The following is a 22,740-nucleotide window of genomic DNA, read 5'->3' as shown; positions in this document are numbered from 1 at the left end:
CTTACTTTCCTTCCTTCGCGGGCTTGAAGTCGTAGGTGGGCTTCAACTTGCATTTTTTAACATCAGAGAAATCGAGGGTAACGGACTCGCCGTCCTCGAGCTCAAGGGTCACGTTCGTCTCGGTGGCGGCGGCAATCTTGCCGGCGTACTTGCGACGGCCCTCGGTGGCGGTGGAGGTGAGCTCGCAGTCCTCGCCCACAAAGCGGGCAAAGTCGCACGGGCGGCGCAGCGGGCGCGCCATGCCCGGGCTCGACACCTCGAGCATATAGCTCGAAGAGATGGGGTCGAGCTCCTCAATCACATCGCCGACCCACTTGGTGTTGGCTGTGACGTCGTTGAGGGACAGGCTCTGACCCTCGGCACCCTCGATACGCACACGCACGCAGGGGGCCTTGGTGGCACCCACGAGCTCGACGTCGACGATGTCGACATCGTGCTGGGGAGCGACGGCCTCGAGCGCGTCGATGATCGCCTGCTCGGTCTTGGTCTTGACCATTGCGGCACCTCCATCCATACAAAAAAGAAGCGGGGCCGAGACCCCACTTCTTTCAATTACAACTTCATTTGCAAGCAAACTATACCAATACCTGCGGAAACACGCAAGTGCCACAGAAACCCGCAGGTCAGCGTGCCCACAGCATCTCCACAAGAATAAGACAATTGACCGCAGGCGCTTTGAGCAGACAAAACAAAACGGGGGGCAACCCAGCCGGATCGCCCCTCGTCGTTTATGCGTCAGCTATGCATGCAGCGTTTACTTGACCACCAGGTTGACCAGCTTGCCGGGCACGCAGATGGCCTTGACGACCGTCTTGCCCTCAAGCCACTTGGCAACGGCGGCCTCGGCGGCAGCCTGCATCTCCTCGTTGGAGGCGTCGCGGGCGACGTCGATGCGGCCACGGACCTTGCCGAGCACCTGTACGACAATCTGCACCGTGTCCTCGATGGACTCGGCCAGGTCAAACTCGGGCCAGGCGGCGGTGTAGGCGTTGCCCTCACAGCCGAGCGCCTCATGCCACAGCTCATCGGCCCAGAACGGGCAGATGGGGGCAAGGACGCTCACGATATCCTTGGCCACGCCGTAGCACAGGGCCTTGTCACGGAAAGCGCCCTCAGTAGCGTTGAGGTAGGCGCTCGCGGCGTTGACGAGCTCCATGACGGCCGAGATGGCAGTGTTGAACTGGCCGCGGTCAAAGTCCTCGGTGCACTTGGCGATGGTGCGGTGACGCTCGCGATAGAGCTTGAGTGCGGCCTCGTCGAGCACGGACTTGTCGAAGACCACGTTGGCATCGCCAGACTGGACGAGCTGCCACACGATACGCCAGGCGCGCTTGATAAAGCGGTTGGCGCCCTCAACGGCCTTGGGATCCCAGTCAAAGTCCTTTTCGGGCGGGGCGATAAACAGGATCGCCAGACGCATGGTGTCGGCGCCGTAGGGCTCGATAACCGAGCTCGGGGGCACAACATTGCCCTTGGACTTGGACATGGTGTCGCCGTTCTCGTCCTTGACCATGCCCTGGCACAGCAGGTTGGTGAAGGGCTCGTCCACGCTCAGCAGACCCAGGTCGCGCAGCGCCTTGGTAAAGAAGCGGCTGTAGAGCAGGTGCAAAATGGCGTGCTCGATGCCGCCGATGTAGTTATCGACGGGCATCCAACGGTCGGCAGCTTCCTTGGAGAAGGGCAGCTCGGTGTTGTGCGGGTCGGTGTAGCGCAGGTAATACCAGCTGGAGCAGGTGAAGGTGTCCATGGTATCGGTCTCGCGCTTGGCCGGGCGACCGCAGACTGGGCAGGTGGTCTCGTAGAAGTCCTTGCACTCGGCGAGGGTCTCGCCGGCGCCCAGGTCCAGGTTCTCGGGCAGCGTCACCGGCAGCTGATCCTCGGGAACGGGCACGATACCGCAGTGCTCGCAGTGGATGGCCGGGATGGGGTTGCCCCAATAGCGCTGACGGCTGATGAGCCAGTCACGCAGGCGGAACTCGACCTTGCGACGACCGCAGCCCATGGCCTCGAGGTCGGCAACGATGGCAGACTCGCCCTCGGAGTGCTTACCGCCGCGCATGCCGGTGTACTTGCCCGACTGCACCAGCGTGCCCTCGGCGGCATGGGCGCAATCCCAGTCGACGGTCTCGGCATGGAAGGTGTCGATGGTCTCGCCGCTGGCCTCGACGGCAGCGCGATCCTCATCGTCCAGGATGATCGGCACGATCGGCAGGTCGTACTTACGGGCAAACTCAAAGTCGCGCTGGTCGCCACAGGGAACGGCCATGACGGCACCGGTACCGTAGTCGGCAACGACATAATCGGCAACCCACACGGGGACCTTCTCGCCGTTGACGGGGTTTACCACATAGCGGCCCGTGAAGGCACCGTGCTTCTCGAGGGTGCCCTGGGCACGCTCGACGGCAGAGATATGCTTGGAGTCCTCGACGATCTTGGTGACGGCCTCCTCGTACTCCGTGCCCTCGACGAGCTCGTGCAGACGAGCGTACTCGGGAGCCAGGACAAAGAAGGAAACGCCAAAGAGCGTATCGGCACGCGTGGTGAAGACGGTGATCTTGCCCTCGTCGCCCTCGATGGGCTCCCCATCCCGGTCGCACAGGGTAAAGTCGACCTCGGCGCCCTCGGAGCGACCGATCCAGTTGGCCTGCATCTGCTTGACGCGCTCGGGCCAGCCGGGGAGCTTCTCCAAGTCGTCGAGCAGCTCCTGGGAGTAGTCGGTGATTTTGTAGTACCACTGCTCGAGGTCACGCTTCTCGGGCTCGGTGCCGCAGCGCCAGCACTTACCCTCGGTTACCTGCTCGTTGGCCAAAACGGTCTTACAAGTGGGGCACCAGTTGACCGGATTCTTCTTGCGATAGACCAGACCCTTTTCCCACATCTTCTCAAAGATCCACTGACCCCAGCGGTAGTAGTCGGGGCTGCAAGTCTTGACCATGCGATCCAGATCGTAGGAGAAGCCCATGCGCTTCATCGTGGCGAGCGCCTGGTCCATGTTCTTATACGTCCAGGCGGCAGCCTGCGTGTTGTGCTTGATGGCGGCGTTCTCGGCAGGCAGACCAAAGGCGTCAAAGCCGATGGGATGCAGCACGTCAAAGCCGCGCATGCGGGCCTGACGGGCCATGGCATCGCCGATGGTGTAGTTGCGCGCGTGGCCCATGTGCAGGTCGCCCGACGGATACGGGAACATCTCGAGCACATACTTCTTGGGCTTGGTGGCATCGGTGTCGACGGCAAAGAGGTTCTCGTCGTCCCACGCCTTCATCCACCGGGACTCAATGGCCTGCGCGTCGTAGGCAGGGATCTCGTCCTTATGATCTGTGCAATCGCACATATCAGCTCCTTTAATCTTAGCTGGGGTCGGACGGCTTAGCTTTATTCGCTACTGCGGACAGTCCTGCGCAAGACGAAGAGCACATTAAGTGCTCTTCTTTGCGTGCGGAACTTGTAGCGAACAAAGCTAAGCCGCCCGACCCTAAGGTTAACTTGGTTGATGATAGCAAATACAACAAGCGAGATGTCTGCGACTTGCAGGCATCTCGCTTTATCTAAATAACGTGGATGAGAATCAACCTTTGATATGCAGCTCTTACCTTATCGATAGGAAACGCTCTGCTGGGAATCTTTGACGACAACATCGTGGGCGCCGCCTTCGACGATGGAGGTGGAGCTCACCAGCGTCAGGCGCGCCTTTTCCTGGAGCTCGGGGATCGAGAGGGCACCGCAGTTGCACATCGTGGACTTGACCTTGTAGAGCGTGCCGCCCACGCCGTCCTTGAGGGAGCCGGCGTAGGGAACGTAGGAGTCGACGCCCTCGACGAAGCTAAGCTTCGCGGCGCCGCCCAGGTCGTAGCGCTGCCAGTTGCGGGCACGCGCAGAGCCCTCGCCCCAGTACTCCTTCATGTACTGGCCGTTGACGTTGACGCGCTCGGTCGGGCTCTCGTCAAAGCGGGCGAAGTAGCGGCCCAGCATCATAAAGTCGGCACCCATGGCAAGGGCGAGCGTCATGTGGTAGTCGTAGACGATGCCACCATCGGAGCACACGGGCACGTAGACGCCGGTCTCCTCGTAGTACTCGTCACGGGCGCGGCAGACGTCGATCAGCGCGGTGGCCTGGCCACGACCGATACCCTTGGTCTCGCGGGTGATGCAAATGGAGCCGCCGCCGATACCGACCTTGATGAAGTCGGCACCGCAGTCGGCCAAGAAGCGGAAGCCTTCGGCGTCGACGACGTTGCCGGCACCGACCTTGACGTCCTCGCCGTAGTTGGCACGAATCCACTCGATGGTACGCTTCTGCCACTCGCTGAAGCCCTCGGAGGAGTCGATGCACAGGACATCGGCACCGGCCTCGATAAGCAACGGCACGCGCTCGGCATAGTCGCGGGTGTTGATACCGGCGCCAACCATGTAGCGCTTATCACCGTCGAGCAGCTCGTTGGGGTTGGTCTTGTGGCTGTCGTAGTCCTTGCGAAAGACGATGCCCATGAGGTGATCGTTGTCGTCGACGATCGGCAGGGCGTTGAGTTTGTTGTCCCAGATGACGTCGTTGGCAACCTTGAGGCTGATGTTCTTGTCGCCCACGATGAGCTGCTCACGCGGGGTCATGAACTCGGAGACCTTCTTTTGGTGATCATCGCGGCTGGGGCGATAGTCACGGCTGGTGACGATACCCACGAGCTTGCCCTTGGGGGTGCCATCGTCGGTAACCGGCATAGTGGAGTGACCGGTCTTTTCCTTGAGGGCGATAACCTGCTCCATAGTCATGTCGGGAGTCAGCGTGGAATCAGACTGGACAAAGCCGGCCTTGTGATCCTTGACGGCCTTGACCATAGCGGCCTCGGACTCGGGGGTCTGGGAACCGTAAATGAAGGACAGGCCACCCTCGGTAGCGAGCGCGACACCCATGTCGACGCCCGAGACGGACTGCATGATGGCGGAAACCATGGGGATGTTCAGGGTGATTGCCGGCTTCTCACCGCGCTTAAAGCGGGTTAACGGCGTCTTAAGAGAGACGTTATTGGGGATGCACTGCGAGGACGAGTAACCAGGGACCAGCAGATACTCCGAAAACGTGTGGGACTCACCGGGAAAGAACGTAGCCATGTTTCTCCTTTTTCCATGCGACCGGTCGGCTGCAGGCCTCGTAGGACCCAGCCCAACCTTGGGCGCCCAATACTGGGGAAGTATCTTAACGCACTTTGACTGCTACAAAGCATGAATTAAGAAGAGCACACGAGGGCTTGACGCAGGCATTGCGTTTGCCCAGCAAACACTTTAGCGGGAAGACGTGGGGCACATGGAGTACAAGACGACGGCGCGACTGGTCATTCAATCGTGTGACAACGATCTGCCGGGCGTGTTCGGCCACGGCTGCGTCTTGCTGCTGCAGGGTATCGCCCGCTAGCACTCGCTCAACCGCGCCGCCAAGAGTATGGGCATGGCGTATTCCAAGGCCTGGCGCATTGTGAACGAGGCCAAAGGGCAACTGGGCTGCAAGCTCATCGAGCGCGACGGCGCCCGCGGATCCACGCTCACCCCCACCGGCGAGCGAGCCGTAGCGGTCTACAAGGGCCTGCAAGCAGAAATCAATCAAGTGATCGCCACCAAGGCCAACGACCTCATCGCCAGCATCAAAGAGTAGCTAATTTGGGACGGGGCTTATTTAGCTACCCATCCAGAGCATTCTTGACTCATAGCCAAAAATTGACATTGGGTAGCTAAAAAAGCCCCGTCCCAAATTAGCTACTTGCGGAGGGCGTGGTCTAGGGTGGCCGCTACTGCCAGAGGATCGTCGGTGCCGGCGAAAAGGCGGATGGTACTCCCCTGCTTGCCGCGTGGAGCAGAAAGGCGCGTCGCGGCGCCGCCGGCGGGCGATGTGCGAAACTCCCCCGGCAAAGCCTCGAACAGCTCACCTGCGCTGCGCTCGATAAGGTCAAACTCAACTACCGGACCAAAGCCGTGCTCGAGGATTCCCGTTGCAACTGCATGATCGGGATGCGAACTCAGCCCGGGGTAACGCACATTGCGCACCATCTCGTTCGCAGCCAAATACTCTGCCAGCGCACGGGCGCGGTCGAAGTGAGCCTGCATGCGAGCGTTGAGCGTCTCGAGCCCGCGCTCCAGCACATCGACCTCATCGGCAGGCAGATCAAGCACAGGCGCACCGCAGCCGGTAAGCAACGCATGCGCGCACTCGGCAGCGGTGTCCACACGTTGCCGTTTGAGCTGCGAGCGCGCCACCGACGCCGCCACAAGCTTGCGCGGAGCCCCACCGGCACACACACGATCAAGGGCCTCGAGCGACAGCACGGCTCCCAAGCGCAGCGGATCACACCCAAAGACGCTTGCCACAGTGTTATCCACCACGAGGAGTGCACGGGCATCACGAGCCGCGCGGCCAAGAGCACGAAGATCGGGCACGCGCAGGCCAAACCCGCCAATGGAGTTAACGAACCACCACAGATGCGGGCCCACGGCATCAAACGAAGCATCAAAGCCCGCGGACGCGGCGTCAAACGCTGCAACCGACAGCTCCCCCACCATAGCCACGTTGAGGGCATCAAAGCCGTGCGCAAACGCATCGACAAAGTCATCGGCAAACGCAACTAGGCGGTCACCGGGGCGCACAATCCCCAATTGCGACAACGCTGCTGGCACATGCGAGGCCGTGAGCAACCGCGCTTCACGCGCGCCGGTCCTCAAAACCCAGGCCTCTTCTAGCTGCTGTACGCCCATACGGCACCGTCCCCTCAAAACAAAAACCCACGCTGCGGGTGTTCCCCGCATCGTGGGCAACGGCTGCAGTATAGCGCCGATATGAGACGAATCACCTAGATGATGAGCGTGTGATAGTTCACGCTCGCACCCGGAGCGTCAACGGTCACGCCATAGGCCTCGGGATAGATGCGTGTCGAAAACACGAGCGCGCCATCGTTCACAAACACCTCGACCGACGAGACATCGCCAACAACGCGCACGTTACGAACCTCGTCGACGGGCTCCCAGCGCACGGTACGACCGCAGCCGGCAGAAGCGCGGCCTTCATCGGCAAATCGCATCTCAAAGCGCGCGGGCAGCTCGCCCTCGGCGGGCACAAACGCCAGCTTCAGCTCGTCATCAACGGTCGCGGTAAACGCGTCGTTGACACCGTCGACAACAACGTCAAAGCAGGTATCGCTGGCAACCTCTAACGAGCCCACCCCCACACGCACCGAGGCATAATGGCGCTCGATCTCGCGCGCCGGCTGCTGCAGCACCACGCCGCCGGCACCGGCTGTAAGCTCACGCGGCACCGTCATGCAGTGCTGCCAGCCGCACACCACGGTGGGCGCGTTGCCATAGGTCGGCTCATCGGGCATGCCCATCCAGCCGATCAGCATGTGGCGACCGTCCTCGGCCGTGAACTCCTGCGGAGCATAGAAGTCAAAACCGGCGTCCCACAGGCGGAACTCGCCCAGCTCATAGGCACCGTCGCCGCCGGTAATGTCGCCTGTTACAGGCATGTAGCCAGCAGCGTATACGTTGCCGCGGTCCCAACGACCGCCTTCGAGCCCCTGGGGAGAGAAGGACAGCCACTTCGCCGGCGCACCGCCATCCGCCTCAAGCTCAAGGTATCCCGGGCACTCCCACATAAAGCCAAAACGCTCGGGCGTAGACACACGGCTCTCGAGTTCCCAGCTCAACATATCGGCCGAGCCATATACCAGGATCTCGCCCACATCGCGCCCGGCACCCTCGCCGTGCATCGCACAAAAATGGCTTTCGATATGCGGTCCATCCACGCGACGACGGGCGCCCAGCACCATGTGATAACGCCCGTCCGCGTCACGCCACACCTTGGGATCGCGCACGTGGCAGGTCAAATCCTCGGGATAATCATCGGACGCCAGCACCACGCGCTTTTGGCTGAACTCCCGACCGGCAAGACCATCAATGCTCTCGACATAAACAGTATCGGCTCGTCGACCGGTATTGACGTAGTCGTACGTGCCGTCTGCATCGGAAAGCTTAACGTTGCCCGTGTACAGCACGCGAATGCGGCCGTCCTCAGCAAGCGCGGAGCCCGAATACACGCCATGGCAATCGAACGGCTCGTCGGGCAGCAGCGGGGCGCCAACGTAGTCCCACGTCATAAGGTCGCGGCTCGTCGCATGACCCCAGACCTTAACGCCACCCTCGACATCAAACGGCGCATATTGAAAATAAGCGTGGAACACGCCGCCCGCTTGGCAAAGACCGTTGGGGTCATTGAGCCAACCCGCCGGCGGCATAATATGGAAGTGCTGGCCATACGCGCCATGACCGCACTCAGAGGCGGCAGCGTCAACAGCGGCAACCAGCTTTACAAGGTCGCGACCAAGTGCATTAGACATATCAAAGTCCTAACGGATCGAAAGTTACTAGGCACCAGATATCGGCACCAGATACGGGAAACGCCCGCGAGCATACAACCCGCGAGCACCCCCTCAATCAAAAGCCCTTAGGCCTGCTCGGAAGCCTTGAGCTCGTCCTTGTACAGGACAAACGAGACGCCAAAGGAAACCAGCGCGGCGACCGCAAACATGATCGCGTACTGCACGGGCTGGGCCAGGCACAGCAGGATACCGAAGATACCGGTAACGCCCGTGCCGGAGGCAGCCAGCGAGGTGAGCGCGCAGACCAGGGCACCGCAGCCGCCGCCGATGCAGCCGGCGATGAAGGGCTTAAAGAAGCGCAGGTTCACACCAAAGATGGCAGGTTCGGTAATGCCCATAAAGGCGGACAGAGCCGAAGGAAGCGCCAGGCCCTTGATCTTGGCATCGCGGGTCTTAAAGGCAACGGCAAGCGCGGCGCCACCCTGGGCGATATTGGCAGCGCTAGCGATGGGCAGCCAGTAGGTCACGCCGTACTGGGCGAGCTGGCCCAGGTCGATGGCGGTGTACATCTGGTGGATACCGGTAACGACCGTGGGGGCATAGAACAGGCCGACGATAAAGGAACCGATGCCGAAGGGCAGGGTCAGCAGGGTCTGGATCAGACCGAGGATGGCGTTCTCGGCCCAAACAAAGATGGGGCCGACGGCAACGAGCGTCACGAGCACGGTCACGAACACCGAGACAAGCGGGGTCACAAAGAGGTCGAACATCTCGGGGACAACCTTGTGGAGACGCTTCTCGAGGAAGGCGAGAATGGCGCAGGCGATAACGATGGGAATCACATGGCCCTGATAGCCGACCCACTCAAAGCTGTACACGCCGGGGATGACGGTGACCATGGTCTGCACGCCCTCGGAGGCAACCGTGTAGGCGCTCTGCAGCGAGGAGTTGATGAACGCACCGCCGACGACGGCACCCAGGTACGGGTTGGCGTCAAAGGCCTTGGCGGCGGAGTAGCCGATCAGGATCTGCAGAATGCCGAAGGACGTTCCCGAGACCAGGTCGGCGATCTTGTAGATAAAGTTATTGGTGTCGAGCGCGATAAAGCCGTTGGAGGCCATAAAGTTGAGGGCGCTCATGATTCCCAGCAGCAGGCCCGAAGCCACGATGGCGGGGATGATGGGGACAAAGACGTCGCCGAGTACCTTAATGGCGCGCATAAAGATGTTCTGCTGCTGCGCCGCGGCCTCCTTGACCTCGGCCTTGGTGGCAGCCTCGACGCCACTAAGCGCGATGAACTCCTCGTAGACCTTGTTGACAGTGCCGGTGCCAAAAATAATCTGAAGCTGGCCCTGAGCCTCAAAGACGCCCTTGGCGCCGTCGACGTTCTCGATGGCCCCCTTGTTAACCTTGGCGTTATCGGCGATCACCAGGCGAAGACGCGTAGCGCAGTGCGCGGCCGAAACAACGTTGTCGGCGCCACCGACGTTGTCGAGCACCTCTTGGGCTGATTTGCGGTAGTCCATGACTTCCCTTTCCTCCAACGGGTGCATTCGCACCCGGCCATCTTTGACACTTATACTGTAATCGTTTTCAGTTTCATAATTCTGTAATCGTTTTCATAATAGGATGAACGGTAGGAAAAAGCCGGCGAAAGGTAGTTTTAAGGCAAAAACAGGCGACTCAGAGGCAGACAGACGTGCCCAAAACCTAGACATTCATAAGCTGATGGCCGAGCTTGAGCGTCTTGAGACCGCTCTCCCCCTCCACGCCATCGAGCGTGTTGAGCAACATATTGGTCGCCTCGACGCCACTGGTCAGGTAGCCATAGTGCACGGTGGGAATGCCGCCCGTCAGCGCGCGCAAAAACGCGTTGTCACCAAAACCGCTTACGCGGTGCATGCCCTCGCCCACGCCGCGAACCTCATCGATGGCACGCAGCGCACCCGCCGCCATGGTGTCGGTCGCGCAGGCGATAAACGAAACATCGGGAGCGACGGAAAGCAGTTCACGCGCCGCACCATAGCCCGAGTCGAGCGTAAAAGACCCCTGGCGAATCAGGCTCGGATCAAGCGCCACGCCTGCGGCGCGCAAGCCAGCCTCAAAACCGCGACGGCGGTCATAGCCAGCAGCGCGGTCCTCCTCGGTAACTCCAATGTAGGCAATCTTGCCATCCACGCGACCCGCAAGCGCATGACCCAGCTCAAAGGCGGCCTCGTAATCGTCGTGATAGACGCACGCCGCGCCCTCAACATTCTGACCGATCAGCACGATGGGCACGCGGCACGACTCAATCGCCCGGCGATGCTCGTCGGTAATCATGGTTGCCACCAGCACAATGCCATCAACCGGGTGGTTTTGGAATAAATCGAGGTATTCGAGCTCGCGATCGGCCGCGTTGTCGGTATTGGCAAGCAGCATCTGGTAGCCACGGCGACCGAGCACCTGGCCAATGCCGGCGGTAATGCGGCTCACGGATTCCGAGTTAATCTTAGGTACGATGACGCCGATGAGCTTGGTGGAACCGGTGCGCAGCGCGCGAGCCTGGCTGGACCGCACGTATCCTGTCAGCTCAATCGCCTGCTTAATGCGCTCGGCCTTGTCCGTCGATATGTAGCCACCGTTGAGGTAGCGCGAGACGGCGGCGCTCGAAACGCCGGCCAGCTCGGCCACATCTTTCATCTTTACCACGAGTACCCCTGTCGTTGAAATCGCTTTCACCATAATACCCGTGCGGAGCTACATGCGTGTCGCAAGACGGGACGTCACGGTCAATTTAGCTGTCGCAGCACGGGCATCGCAGGGCTTCAACTAGAAACTTCGAAATATAAATGCCGAATCAGTCAAACTACCGATTCGGCACCCCGTTACATTTGCACACAGCGGCAGGCAAAATCCAACTCGAGAACAACTTACTCACTTTGGAAAGACGCATCGCTGTCCGCTGCCAATTCCGAAGGAAGAATTGCCGGCAGCGTCAAAGCCCCCATGGGCGAAAGACCAGTAACGACCATCAGATAGCTCTTAGCGTGACCATACGCCATGGAAATCGCATTAGAGAGAAGATAACGGCGCGCTTCATCGTCTGAAATGTCGAACGGCATTTTTGTTGACACCGAAATGGCAACCGTCACATCAGCGCGCATTTTTTCCTTTGCATCGTCCCTATCAATCAGACTGCCACACACATACAGCTTTAAGTCTGCACGCTCGCCCGCCTTGTTCCTCAATAGATGGACGTCCTGATAGCTAACGTCAACTTTTAAATCCATATTCTGGGAGGGCTCATTCTCGATATGAAAAGTTGAGTCGACAACAAACAAATGAACAACCTGAATAGGCGCAATGAAATCCTTGCTCATGCAGCCAAACCTCCCGGAATCATCTCAAAGTTCAATCGTTTCGCCGAGCAGTCGCTGTTAAATGAAGACCATTGTTCTCGGACAGAATTATTAGACGAAGAAAACGGCGCCTCATTCGAATAACTGGAAATGACCTGAGGAATGATTTTGATACCCAACGCAAGCTCAAACTTTGCGATTGTTTTCAGCGTCATGTTGGGCTGAGAATTCAACAATTTCGAAAGCGACTGAAGACTCACGCCCATACGCTTTGCCAGCTCACTTTTACTCAAGCCCGAGCGCTGCATCTCGCGATGAACAATAAACTCAATATCTAGTGCGTGCTCATAGGCACGGGTTTCGCTCGTTTCCGTTTCCGCGTAAAAGTCTGATAAATCGACCTTAACCATTACAAGTCTCCGTTTCGTAAGCGGGCAAAAAAAGCCGACGCTATGACTCCAAAAGCTGCTTTGCTATCGGGGCCAACTGTTTTGCGCGTTTAATTTCTTTGGAAATATTTCCCGAGCCTTGATGGCCCTTAAACCAAAAAAGCAAAACAATCTTGTCCACGCCTTGGCAAATCGCGTAGACCATTTCTCGATTAACCCCATCAAAACCCTTGAGTTCGTATAGTCCAATCTTAGGATCGATACATCGAAGCTTTGACGTTCCACTGACATCCTTTAGCCCGTAGTCATAGACTTTTGAAATCTGATTGATCATTTTACGGGCGGTAAACTTCGTTTTAGGATCAGACATCATCTTCTGAAATTGAGAGTTCTCAGGGGAGGTGGTTAGTTCCCAAAAAGGTCGTCCCTCGGGATCAGCATATTCGACAAGTTCATAGTCACTAACCAAAGGCCACCCCCTCCGCCTCAGATAAAACCAAATGTGGTTAACTTATAGGTTAAGTTTAGCCAAATTCAAATACATGGCAAGCCCCAAGCCGAGTTCAAGCAATCTGCATTATTGACTCAGAGAAATGTAGGAAAGAAGCGGCAGAAACTACATTGGCAAATAAGGCCCTCAGCGAAGTGCCCAAACTTTTATGGTGACCAACAACATACCAAGATAGACGAAGGCAAGGCACGCAACCGCCCAGTCACCGTCGCCGGACTTGGTCTCATCGCCAGGCTTTTCTTCGCTGCCAGGCTTCGTGTCGCCCGCGGGATTACCGCCAGTGGGTTCATCGGTACCAGGCTGGGTCTCCCCCGCAGGCGGCTGGGCGCTTGTGGGTTCAATTACCACATGCTGCGCTACGGCCCCGCTGGCGTCCATCACGCAGGCGGCACCAAAGGCCCCGCCCGCCGGCGCCATAAACTGCGCGGACGTAAGTGAGCCGCTCTCGCAGGCAACACCCCCGCTGGCGCCGGTCGCACCCACCCAAGAAGCGTCCACGGCAAACTGGCCATCGGAGGCGTACACGCCAAAGAAGCGGCAGTCATCGCCCGATCCACTGCTAGCAGCAACGACATGCGCGCCACCCCGCACGGTAACGGTAGCCCCGCGCACGCCGGCTACCGAGGCATCGTTCATGCCCTTGCCGTCTGCCCAAGCTTCGACCGAACATCCGTCGATTACCAGCGCGCCCAGTGTAAAGACGCCGCACTGCGAACCCGTCGCGCGCAACGAGCCCGTGCCGCAAAGCGTAAGGTTGCCCCACACCTCAAGACCGCTCGTGCACATGTCCGCATCCTCGGCCTGCGCCTCGTCCAGAACGTTTTGGCCCACCAGCGTTACCGCCAGATCGCCTTCCGCGCCAATGGCCTCGCCCGCGTAGCCATTAAGCTGCAGATGGTCAGCATCAATCCAGGCCCAGCCGGGGCCCGAGACACCCGGCTCGTCATAGGTCTGGCCCGCGATGGTGAGGCTATCCGCACCCGCGGCCTAAGAAGACCCGCCCAGCAAAACGCATAGGCAGGCCACAGCAGCAAACAGAATCTGATGACGATGATGACTGGACAAAACGACTGACATGACCGCCCCAATCCCTACGGAAAGCCAATAGAGGCGCCCTTGCCCGTTCGCCCCGCGGCATCGGCGGCACCCTCGGCGCCCGCGGGCCCCGCTACATACAGCAGTTGGACCCGGCGACCCGCGCACGTACGAAAGACCGAACGCAGCAGCTCGATATCGCCCACGGTATCGGTATGCGGGGTAAGGTAATTAGACAGGTAGACCACGCGGTCGAACTCGTAGGCCTGCTCCAAGTGCTGAAGCAGCTCTTTCCACGAGGCATGAGGCGACGACTCATCGCGGTGCGCATCCTTGGCGGCTACAACCTTAACGTGGTCCCCGGGGAATGCCTTGGCGCAAAAGTCATTGTCAACATATGCGGTGTTGCCAACAACCAGCACCTCCATGGCGTTCCCCTCCCCAAAATTCTTACTTTTGCCAAAGTCAAACACGCGTATTGTACGCTGCCAACGCATATGTCCAAAATCCTTAAGGCTGTTTTAAGAACATCTTTAGAGGGAGGAGACAGCTTTGATTGGACTAGAGGGCAAAGCCTCGAGCGTCTGCTTCATGTTGGAACCCCTCAAAAGAGAGTTATTGTCCCGCGCGACATAAACCCAGCTATCCTGATATGAGCCGACAGGAGCAAGGAGCGCGAGGAGCTCCAAGAAACCAATAACGTCCGTACCGTATTTTTTAGAAAACTTGCGCGCCAGATCATACTTTTTCTGCTGCGTTGCCCTACCTGAATAATCGGACAAAGCATGCTCAAGGTTGCGTGACATATATGCAGCTTTAAAAGGAATCTTCCTTTTATTACAGGTCAGCTCATGCGTCCTAGATAACGTCTTAAGACACGAAGATTTACATTGATTTCTCTGGCGCAGCGAGGCGACGCTCGACGTTTCGATACTATCTTCAAAATAGGGACAACGAGGCTCATCTGCATCAAAGACAACCAGCGAATCATCGATAAATGCACCATCGGTATCGGACAGCAGCACAATGGCGTCTAAATCGGTGACACGTAGCTTGTCCTTAGCGAGAAATTCCTTTACAGCATCAACCAGCCGCTTCTTAATAGTCGAAGCGGGATTTCCCGCACCGAGAGCATGTACCGATGTGATGTCGCCGCGCACAATCCCAAAACGAGGACCAGGATGTTCCCCGCTTGCAAACAAACTTGTAAGAGCACGGCCCAATGCGAGCTCATCAGTTTCACCTTCGACGATAAAGAGAACGAACTTGGTAGCACCCATTACTCGTCTCCATCCAAGCAGAGCGCGGCATCGATCGAGTACCTGTCCGTAGAATCGTACAAACGCTGTCCGCTATCGCCAAGGCTAATCGCGCGCAAGTACTGATCACGCATGTTATTGGTGGGCTTAACGCCCTTAAAGCGAACAAACCTATTATCAGGATCTGCAGTGGTCAGAAGAATCTCCGATGCCGGCAGCAATTCAAGAACACGTAGGTTGTGGGCAGTAAACAAGAGCTGGCCCTTGCCAAACGACTCAAGCACGGAAAGAAGCTGCCCCAAGAGGAATTCGAATACGCCCGAGTCGAGCTCATCAATTGCAAGGAATGCGTCGGAGTACGAATGGACTTCCATAAGGCACAGCGAGAAAGAAATGAGTTTTCTTACGCCCTCAGATTCACAGCGCAGTGGAATCTCGACCCCATTGCGGCAAGAAAGAAACTCGACTTGCTTAGCGGGTGAATCGCCCTTATCAAGAAGCTGAGAGCCGACAACTTTAACCTCGATGGAAAGGCCCGGTACAAGCGTACCGATCAATTCGCTCACACGCTTAATCGCAGACGAAACGGCTGGGAAATCATCATCCTTTATAACAGCGGGCTTAAAAAGATTGACAGAAAGATGGCCCTTCTGCCCAAACACGCGATCATCGATAATATCCATCGATAGCACGTTTAAGCTGCAAGTTGCATTTGCCAACGTCGTAAACACATTGACTCGGTAACGGAAATAAAACCCAAGCTCGGCGAGTAGACAATAAAGCGGAGTGAGAATCTCTTGATGGGCACTCTTGAAAGAAGCCGATTGCAGCTTGTACATAGCCTCATTAATCTGCAATTGCTCCGGAGGTTCCTCCTGCAAATAAAGATTGAAATCGCAGGCATAAAGCGAAATCAGATATTTGACAGTCTGTATGGAAAGCATGGGAGACATGTTGCCCCGCTGAAGAACACCCAACGAGACAAGCATTGACATCTTGAGCTGCTGATTCGCGTTCAAAAGATGGGACCAGCGATTTCTGGGCAGAACCGCCGCGGCAGACTCGGGTGCCTCTTGAACAAGCTCTATGAGAGTCCTCTTAGGCCCCCATTTGTCTTTATCGACATTAAATTGTTTTACAGCCATTTTTTCGTGCGAAATCCAGACAGAGGCTGCTCTACGCGAAAAAGTGACGGTGTAGAACGTAAGAAATGATTCATCCGTGGTATCAATGTTAAACTCAATGTCTATTGAAAAAGAGTCTTTGCCAGGATAAAAGTAGTCGAGGACTTTCTGTCTGTCATATGCGGCACCCGTCATCAGGGTTTTGACCAGGTCAATCGCCTCAATTACAGAAGTCTTGCCGGAGCCATTTTGACCATAAATGCCTATAACGTCCGCCCCGGGCACAAACGCAGAGCCGGGCTTCGATTTCGTAAAGGCAATCTCGCCAAAGGCAATATTCTTAAAATCATGCAACGCGATCTGAACAATACGAACCATCAGCAGTCTCCTAGCTTGGAAGTTACTGATAATCATACTAGATATCGATAGATTTTTGCGAATTAGTTATAAATTATTCCGAAATCTAGAAATAATTAACCTCGAAAGCCTTGTCAATCGAATTGTTTTGACAGTCGATCGACCGCAACGATGGCTAAAACCAGAAGTATGCGGCAAAATCAGGACAGGTCGACCACGCCAAGTAGCGCCAACGCATCTACCTGCACTGATAATTGTTCTCGGGGGAAGCGGGCACTGCGGGGCGCGGCAACGGCGCGCGATTTCCGCGTCGCAGCGCTACCCTGATGCTGAATGCCGGGACGATGACCCACTGACCTGCTGACGCCTCTTCGGCCGTCCTCAAATCCGACCTGTCTCGCCCCGGCATCCGCGTCCCGGAGTCCTGCCATGACCTAATAGGAGCATGAGCGCGGACAATCGGACAAGCCAATTGGATTGTAGCGCTCCCGTCAGTGCAATGTCTGGGAGACCCGGGCGCGGAGCAGGCGGCAGACCGAGGGGGGCGAAAATGGAAGGCGAAACGGTCATCGCGGGCGTCGACACGCACAAGGACGTGCATGTTCTGTGCCTGCTCGACGGCCTCGGGAGGAAGATCTGGAGCGGGAGCTTCGGGGCCGACCCCGAGGGCTACGACAGGCTGGCGGAGGCGATAGGCGACCCGGGGAGCTGCATGGTCGTCGGCGTCGAGGGCACGGCATCGTACGGGGCCGGGCTGACGAGGAGGCTCGTGGAGCTCGGGTACAACGTCGTCGAGGTGCTCAGGCCCAAGAGGGACAAGGTGAGGCCCGGCGAGGGGAAGAGCGACCCGCTGGACGCCGAGCGCGCGGCGCGCAAGGCGGCGTCCGGGAAGGGCTGCTCCGTGCCGAAGTCGCAGGACGGCTGGGTCGAGGCGGTGCGCCAGCTCTACGTCGCGCGCAGGCTGGCCGTCGCGACGTCCACGTCCTGCGTGGCCTGCGCGAAGTCGATGCTCACGACGGCCCCGAGCGCCCTGAGGGAGCGGTTCAGGGGCCGCGAGCGGCCGAAGGACCTCATGCCGCTGCTCGCGCGCGGGAGGAAGGCGGGCGACGCGCTCGAGGAGAGCGTGCTGGCCTCGCTGCGGTCCGTCGCGGCGGTCTGGAAGGAGGCCCGCAGCCAGGTCGAGTCCCTCGACGAGCGCATCCGCGCGCTGCTGGAGGCGAACGCGCCCGCGCTGCTCGGCGTCGAGGGCTGCGGCACCACGACCGCCGCCGCCCTGGTCGTGGCCGCCGGCGACAACCCCGGCAGGCTGAGGGGCGAGGCGGCGTTCTCGATGATGTGCGGCGCCTCCCCGATCCCCGCGTCGAGCGGGAAGACGGACCGGCACAGGCTCAACCGCGGCGGCAACCGGCAGGCGAACTGGGCGCTCTACGAGATCGCGATCAAGCGCATGGCGTACGACGAGAGGACGAGGAGGTACGTGGCGAGGCGGACCTCCGAGGGGAAGTCCCGGCGGGAGGCGGTCCGCTGCCTGAAGCGCTACATAGCGCGGGAGGTGTACCACGTGCTCATGGACCCGAACCCCCGACGGCGCCGCGCCGGAAGGCCCCGAGCTCGCGAAGATGCGCAAGGCGATGCGGGTGACTCAGAAGAAAGCCGCCGCGGAGCTCGGCCTGTCCGCAGCCACACTCGGGCACTTGGAACGGGGGAAACGGCGGTCGACGAAACTGGAGAGGAGGTATTACGAGCTCCTGTGCGAATTGGAGAGAGCGCTCCCGCAAACTGCCTCTTGACAACTTATAGGAGCGTCGGTTTTGTTACAAAAAATCGGGTTGTGCTCGGCGGTTTTCGATTTTTCCCCACACTTCCGGAAAACGAGGCCCTGTATCATGTTTTCTTGTAAAAAAACGGCTTCCGCGACAACATCCAGTTGTCGCGGATACGTCAAAGGGCCGTTGCCGGAAAACCGAACAACGACCCTTCTTTGTCTCCGTCTCACGTAGAGTCCACGGCGACTGCGTCACCGAGAGCATCTTACCGTAACGTCAAGCAACTTTGATTCTCAGAGATGCGATTCTAAACTGCAAACAGATACCTAACCTTGAGGCTATTCAACTGGCTATATGGCAGATAACCGTCTTTTTGTAAACGACCCACAACAATTCCTGGGGCAATCCGCATCTCATTGGCAAAAGACGCGACGGAGCTACGTGTCTTGCTTCCAGCAACGAGCTGAGCATATGCCTCTGGCGGAATCAAAGTATCACGCGCGAAAGCATCCGCCTTGCGCTCCTCCTCTTCGGTAGTGCCAGCGATCCGTCCAATGTGCCCATAAATAACATGCGCCAATTCATGGAAGAGGCTGAACCAGAACTTATCGGCATCGGCCCCACGCAGCGTAAGCGCGAGAACAATCTTTGATCCGTCATAGAAAGTTGCACCATTGAGAAACGTGTGCTCAAGATGGGGCAAAAAGACGATCGCAATCCCACATTCAGCCAACATAGACACAAGGAGCGGCTGAAAAGCTGCAGGATCCATAGTCGTAAGCTCTCTGAGCTTGGGAATACACTCCTCAAGCTTGCCGACATTGATCTTGCCGGTCTTTATCTCTCGCGCATCTATCTTAGCCTTCTGAGCCCACGCCAAGAGTGCATATTCGGATTCAGCGGTTTCCTTCTGGCGACGATAGGCGATTCCCGGAGCAAGGCGATTTTCACTCAATAAGCTAAGCTTAACCACCTCGAAAAATTTTCTAAGCTCGACCACTTTAACAGCGACGGAGCGCGTCGGCTCAACCCATCCCAGTTTGGCCATTTGCGCATAAGGAAACTTCCTGGCTATCTGCTTATCCTCATCGATGGAATTTTCATCCTCGACCTGTAGCAACTTCTCACGATAGCGCGCCTCAAGATTCATCCAAAACGCTGAGGGAACGCCCAGCACCATCTCGAGCCTATGTGCAGTATTTGGAGTAAGCTCAACTTGTCCATTTATAAGCTGACTTATGAACTTCTCAGAGTAATCCATGCGCCTAGCAAACTCGCGCTGGCTCATACCGCGATACTCAAGCTGCTCCTTTATAGTAGCCCCTGGTGGTGTTGCGATATAAGTCTTACTCCTTGCCATGATCTCTCACCTCTTAAGCATTCTTCTGTTTCAAACCTCATGCTAGTGGTAGTCAACGATTTCTTGAATTTCCGCTATCTGAATCTCATCCCTAATGACTTCAAATACCAATCGCTGGGGATGTACCAAGTCCATTGCAAATTGCCCTTTACGGTCACCAACAAGTGGATGACATCGCCCGATCCCAAACTGGACGAGCATCTCAACGGAATCAGCGGCATGAATCTCATCTACACGTTGTTGGATAAGCCCCACAGTACGCTTATCGAATCTTTTGGCAGCAACAGAAGCGTTTGTGCAGATCTTTTCGATTTGATGGTTCTTATAGTTGACCTGCATAACCACCTCCTACCAAAGTTTTACCCCTGCGGTAAAACTACTATAGCAGCTAAGTAAAACAAGAACAATATCAGCAGGAAAAGGAGGCCAATCACACCGGAATGACACAGTGCATCTACCTGCGGTTCTTGTATGCGAAAAACCGTTGCGCTCAGGGGTTCCAAAGCTTGCCGCATGCCGGAAACAAACGCTTCCGGAAGTGCGGTGAAAAACCGAGATCTGTCGACCAGACAGCAGTCTTGCACTTGTGCCCTGCGGTTCTGTTGGTAAAAATCGGGTTGCGCTCGGAGGTTTCCGGTTTTCCCGTACTTCCGAAAACGGCGATAAAAACCCACTGTCCCAAAGCGAAAACGTGACAAATACCCTTTGGAAACAGTCCCTTAAACGCAAAAACCGCCTTTCGGCGGTCCCCGCGGACCAAGCCGGACGTACCGTCGCAAGGCCTCTTCACGGTTGGTGCTTTAAGGAAAAGTCCAATCCCAGCCAATCCTTTACCGAGGAACCCTAGCGAATTAAGGCCGAGCAACAACGCGTCAGTAAAGTTACGTGCGAGCAGAAAACCACAAGCAATTTCGCCTTCTCTCAATTGAGATGTAAGTTTTGACAGGCCGAATCTTACATCCAAACAAAAAGAGGGCCGACGCATCAACCCTCTTCAGGTGTCGCCCGAAGGCTTCCACCGTAATTGACTTTATTTTAGTCAAAGGCAATTGTTTGTCTACAGGCTGCCCATGAGTGAAGGCTGCCAAGTCGAGACGCCATAAAAATAGGGGATGCCCTCCATTAGGAAGGAACCCCCTTGCAAAACTTCAGCCAAAGAAAGGCTTCTGTTTTTTGTTGTAAAGTTAGTTTAGCTCATCTTTGGCATCCAGGGCGTTGCGCCATGACTCACCACAGATTCATCGCTAATCAACGTTCACCGGAAACCACGCACTAATCACCTTCGTGAGAAAGTCAAATCCAGTAGACACCTGAAGATTGCCCCGATAGTAATCGACATGCCTATTCATTCTTTGAACAAACACAGCCAGGCTCTTTGCTCGATGTTCGGAAACGCCTTGTGAAGCAAGTTCCCGGTGCGCATATAACGTAGTGACAAGCTGCTGCATACGGTCATTGCTCATCTTTGACTTACGCTGCTCGAGACCGATGCCAGCTATGGTCGACAACTCCCGCGTTACAACGTAGCTTGGCTTAAATTGCGGTCTATCAGCACGCAGGTTATTCAAAATACAGCTATTGTGAGCGCAGCATTTCTTAATGACTTGACGGCTTGAAGAATATAGAACTCCTTAAGCATCTCGCGGTCATTGAACCTTTTGGCACAGAACTTGTAAAAATAGAGAAAAGAGCCAAAGGAAACGACTTCGACAAACGCCCACGCGGGGAAGTCGAAATCAGCATACTTGGCAATCAGCCCACCAGTGTAGGGGCTGTTCTTACATCTAAGAATCTCGTTCTTGAGCGAATAGTACGGCGTTCCATCGGGTTTCACGCCATCGTAGGAGGAAATGAACTCTGACACGACCGCATAACCGTCCTCCCCCTCCATCTCGATTCGCTTTAAGAGCTTGACCTTTGCGAAATGCTCTACATCGAGCGTAAGCGGCAACATTTCATAGCGAAGGAGCATGTCAACGATCGATAAGTCGACCAACATCTTGAAATCTAGATTTGCATACTCCCCTTTACGAACTCCTTCCTCGACTTTAGGAAACCCGAGCCGATAAGCCCGCAGACGAAAATAATTGCTGTTCTTCTCCAGATATGCTCTGGCATCGTCTTCACTCATCAACGAGAAATGGACACCTCTCGATTTGAGATGGTCAATCTGCTCAGACGCCGTAAGCCACGGCTTTCTATTAGCGTCGGTCATCAGATCTCCGTTCTCAAAATAAGGATGAGTTCATTAGTACCGCGCAAAGCCAATGAAGCAAAAGGGTGCAAATGTGAGCGATTAAAGCAAAACGAAAATGTGACCCAACCCATCGCTTTGCCGTCGAGTCAATATGATAATTAACAACGTACAACGAGGAGGAGCCCGAGCGGAACTCAAGTAGACAGGAACAACGTGCAATCAATCGAACCTCTAAAAACAACGGACGGTCTGGGCGAAGGCAGAGGCGGCATTTGGAAGAAGTGGCCTTGGAAAGACCTAGATCACTATGAATTAATGTCTGATCTTATTCTTAAGGCCAACTACAGCATTCAGGACTTCAATGCTGCCATCAAAGACGGATTTTCTCTCAACATTAAGGACACTGTATTTCTGGTAGCACTTGCCACTTGGATTAAAGATGCATACTGGCAGATTAATTGCACCTGCTTGAAAGAAGAAATTAGAACCAAATTCGAGTTCTCAAGACAGAATGAGCTCACAGAGGCGCGAAATTATCTTGAGGCGGTTCGCTCAATCGTAATTGCACACCCCTTAAATTCGACGAGGCATGAAGAATACGGCTTTGGTCCAGAAGGACGAATTTGTATTGATATGCGACGGAAAAGCCTTCTCGACTCATATCCAGGCAGAGTAATCTATCGCATCACACCAAAAGGATTCGAAGAAACCGACAGTGTCGAGGACAACGAAATTGCACTAATGACCTGCCGCCGTACTCAAACAGAAAAAGGCAAGCTACATTTTGAAAGATGTTGCCTGGATATGTGCGATATCCGCAACTCAGCCCAAATCTACATTGACGCTTTATACGAACTCGATCGATATCTCGGCCGACTAAGAAAGAAGGACTTCGCAACATAAGTGTGATCTTCTCTGGCGAATTGATCTACGCTCAGCCGTAACTGCATTTTGAACATCTTTTAGATGCTTCTGCGCATTTCGGCATATATCTTTTTTGACAGTCTAGGAAACGGGTGATGGAGCCGGCCCCGACATGGTCCGCCG

Annotated in this window: 19 protein-coding genes and 2 pseudogenes; 4 read left to right on the top strand and 17 right to left on the bottom strand. The window is 56.4% G+C overall.

Annotation, left to right across the window (positions count from 1 at the left end; genetic code table 11):
- Position 1: 1 nt before the first annotated feature.
- From rimP to DW029_RS04515, 3 genes are all read right to left on the bottom strand, one after another.
- Positions 2 to 496, bottom strand: coding sequence for a ribosome maturation factor RimP (gene rimP, locus DW029_RS04525; protein WP_117794244.1), 495 nt, complete (start codon positions 494 to 496; stop codon positions 2 to 4).
- A gap of 258 nt (positions 497 to 754) precedes the next feature.
- Positions 755 to 3,331, bottom strand: coding sequence for a leucine--tRNA ligase (leuS, locus tag DW029_RS04520; RefSeq protein WP_118345401.1), 2,577 nt, complete (start codon positions 3,329 to 3,331; stop codon positions 755 to 757).
- A gap of 260 nt (positions 3,332 to 3,591) precedes the next feature.
- The gene (locus DW029_RS04515) at positions 3,592 to 5,103 is read right to left on the bottom strand and encodes an IMP dehydrogenase (RefSeq protein WP_118237491.1); all 1,512 of its coding nucleotides are present in this window, start codon (positions 5,101 to 5,103) and stop codon (positions 3,592 to 3,594) included.
- Positions 5,104 to 5,419: 316 nt separating this feature from the next.
- On the opposite strand from DW029_RS04515, the pseudogene DW029_RS11665 reads away from it, so the two are divergent.
- Positions 5,420 to 5,641 (top strand): annotated as a pseudogene (locus DW029_RS11665) (winged helix-turn-helix domain-containing protein); the annotation flags it as partial.
- A gap of 101 nt (positions 5,642 to 5,742) precedes the next feature.
- On the opposite strand, the gene DW029_RS04505 reads toward DW029_RS11665, so the two are convergent.
- The 11 genes from DW029_RS04505 to DW029_RS04455 all read right to left on the bottom strand — a co-directional run bounded on the left by DW029_RS04505 (position 5,743) and on the right by DW029_RS04455 (position 16,391).
- On the bottom strand, positions 5,743 to 6,735 hold the full coding sequence (locus DW029_RS04505) for a PLP-dependent transferase (RefSeq protein WP_158572613.1): 993 nt from the start codon (positions 6,733 to 6,735) through the stop codon (positions 5,743 to 5,745).
- Between the two features lie 95 nt (positions 6,736 to 6,830).
- Entirely contained in the window at positions 6,831 to 8,372 is a 1,542-nt protein-coding gene (locus DW029_RS04500; RefSeq protein WP_118345399.1) for a glycoside hydrolase family 32 protein, read from the bottom strand.
- 107 nt (positions 8,373 to 8,479) lie between these two features.
- Positions 8,480 to 9,880, bottom strand: coding sequence for a PTS transporter subunit EIIC (locus tag DW029_RS04495; protein WP_118345398.1), 1,401 nt, complete (start codon positions 9,878 to 9,880; stop codon positions 8,480 to 8,482).
- A 184-nt stretch (positions 9,881 to 10,064) separates the two neighbouring features.
- Positions 10,065 to 11,036 (bottom strand): LacI family DNA-binding transcriptional regulator, encoded by a 972-nt coding sequence (locus DW029_RS04490; protein WP_233539337.1) that lies wholly within the window; start codon positions 11,034 to 11,036, stop codon positions 10,065 to 10,067.
- Positions 11,037 to 11,266: 230 nt separating this feature from the next.
- Complete coding sequence (locus DW029_RS04485) at positions 11,267 to 11,716, bottom strand: hypothetical protein (RefSeq protein WP_055251170.1); 450 nt, start codon at positions 11,714 to 11,716, stop codon at positions 11,267 to 11,269.
- Entirely contained in the window at positions 11,713 to 12,105 is a 393-nt protein-coding gene (locus tag DW029_RS04480; RefSeq protein WP_055251172.1) for a helix-turn-helix transcriptional regulator, read from the bottom strand. Before DW029_RS04480 ends, DW029_RS04485 begins: the two co-directional genes overlap by 4 nt.
- A 40-nt stretch (positions 12,106 to 12,145) precedes the next feature.
- Positions 12,146 to 12,553 (bottom strand): hypothetical protein, encoded by a 408-nt coding sequence (locus tag DW029_RS04475; RefSeq protein WP_118345397.1) that lies wholly within the window; start codon positions 12,551 to 12,553, stop codon positions 12,146 to 12,148.
- A gap of 168 nt (positions 12,554 to 12,721) precedes the next feature.
- On the bottom strand, positions 12,722 to 13,426 hold the full coding sequence (locus DW029_RS04470) for a hypothetical protein (RefSeq protein ID WP_118345396.1): 705 nt from the start codon (positions 13,424 to 13,426) through the stop codon (positions 12,722 to 12,724).
- 260 nt (positions 13,427 to 13,686) lie between these two features.
- The gene (locus DW029_RS04465) at positions 13,687 to 14,058 is read right to left on the bottom strand and encodes a type VI secretion system contractile sheath large subunit (RefSeq protein ID WP_147351872.1); all 372 of its coding nucleotides are present in this window, start codon (positions 14,056 to 14,058) and stop codon (positions 13,687 to 13,689) included.
- Positions 14,059 to 14,163: 105 nt separating this feature from the next.
- Positions 14,164 to 14,910 (bottom strand): hypothetical protein, encoded by a 747-nt coding sequence (locus tag DW029_RS04460; protein ID WP_118345394.1) that lies wholly within the window; start codon positions 14,908 to 14,910, stop codon positions 14,164 to 14,166.
- Positions 14,910 to 16,391 (bottom strand): AAA family ATPase, encoded by a 1,482-nt coding sequence (locus DW029_RS04455; protein WP_158572612.1) that lies wholly within the window; start codon positions 16,389 to 16,391, stop codon positions 14,910 to 14,912. The genes DW029_RS04460 and DW029_RS04455 overlap by 1 nt, the downstream gene beginning before the upstream one ends.
- A 424-nt stretch (positions 16,392 to 16,815) precedes the next feature.
- On the opposite strand from DW029_RS04455, the pseudogene DW029_RS04450 reads away from it, so the two are divergent.
- Both DW029_RS04450 and DW029_RS11860 read left to right on the top strand, forming a co-directional pair.
- Positions 16,816 to 17,931: pseudogene (locus DW029_RS04450) on the top strand (IS110 family transposase); the annotation flags it as partial.
- A gap of 58 nt (positions 17,932 to 17,989) precedes the next feature.
- A complete protein-coding gene (locus tag DW029_RS11860) occupies positions 17,990 to 18,160 on the top strand; it encodes a helix-turn-helix transcriptional regulator (protein ID WP_273700594.1) in 171 nt (56 codons plus the stop codon).
- 283 nt (positions 18,161 to 18,443) lie between these two features.
- Here DW029_RS11860 and DW029_RS04445 read toward each other — a convergent pair whose 3' ends face one another.
- The 3 genes from DW029_RS04445 to DW029_RS04435 all read right to left on the bottom strand — a co-directional run bounded on the left by DW029_RS04445 (position 18,444) and on the right by DW029_RS04435 (position 21,711).
- Positions 18,444 to 19,496, bottom strand: a complete 1,053-nt coding sequence (locus DW029_RS04445) for a helix-turn-helix domain-containing protein (protein WP_118345391.1) — start codon at positions 19,494 to 19,496, stop codon at positions 18,444 to 18,446.
- Between the two features lie 42 nt (positions 19,497 to 19,538).
- On the bottom strand, positions 19,539 to 19,835 hold the full coding sequence (locus DW029_RS04440; RefSeq protein ID WP_118345390.1) for a type II toxin-antitoxin system RelE/ParE family toxin: 297 nt from the start codon (positions 19,833 to 19,835) through the stop codon (positions 19,539 to 19,541).
- Positions 19,836 to 21,060: 1,225 nt separating this feature from the next.
- Entirely contained in the window at positions 21,061 to 21,711 is a 651-nt protein-coding gene (locus DW029_RS04435) for an Abi family protein (protein WP_118345389.1), read from the bottom strand.
- Positions 21,712 to 21,906: 195 nt separating this feature from the next.
- On the opposite strand from DW029_RS04435, the gene DW029_RS04430 reads away from it, so the two are divergent.
- Complete coding sequence (locus DW029_RS04430; protein WP_118345388.1) at positions 21,907 to 22,596, top strand: hypothetical protein; 690 nt, start codon at positions 21,907 to 21,909, stop codon at positions 22,594 to 22,596.
- Positions 22,597 to 22,740 lie beyond the last annotated feature (144 nt).

Origin of the sequence: Collinsella sp. AF38-3AC (assembly GCF_003474365.1) — a bacterium.
Lineage (GTDB): Bacteria > Actinomycetota > Coriobacteriia > Coriobacteriales > Coriobacteriaceae > Collinsella.
Note: the sequence above shows the minus strand (reverse complement) of the source record. Positions and strands in the feature narration are given on the sequence as shown.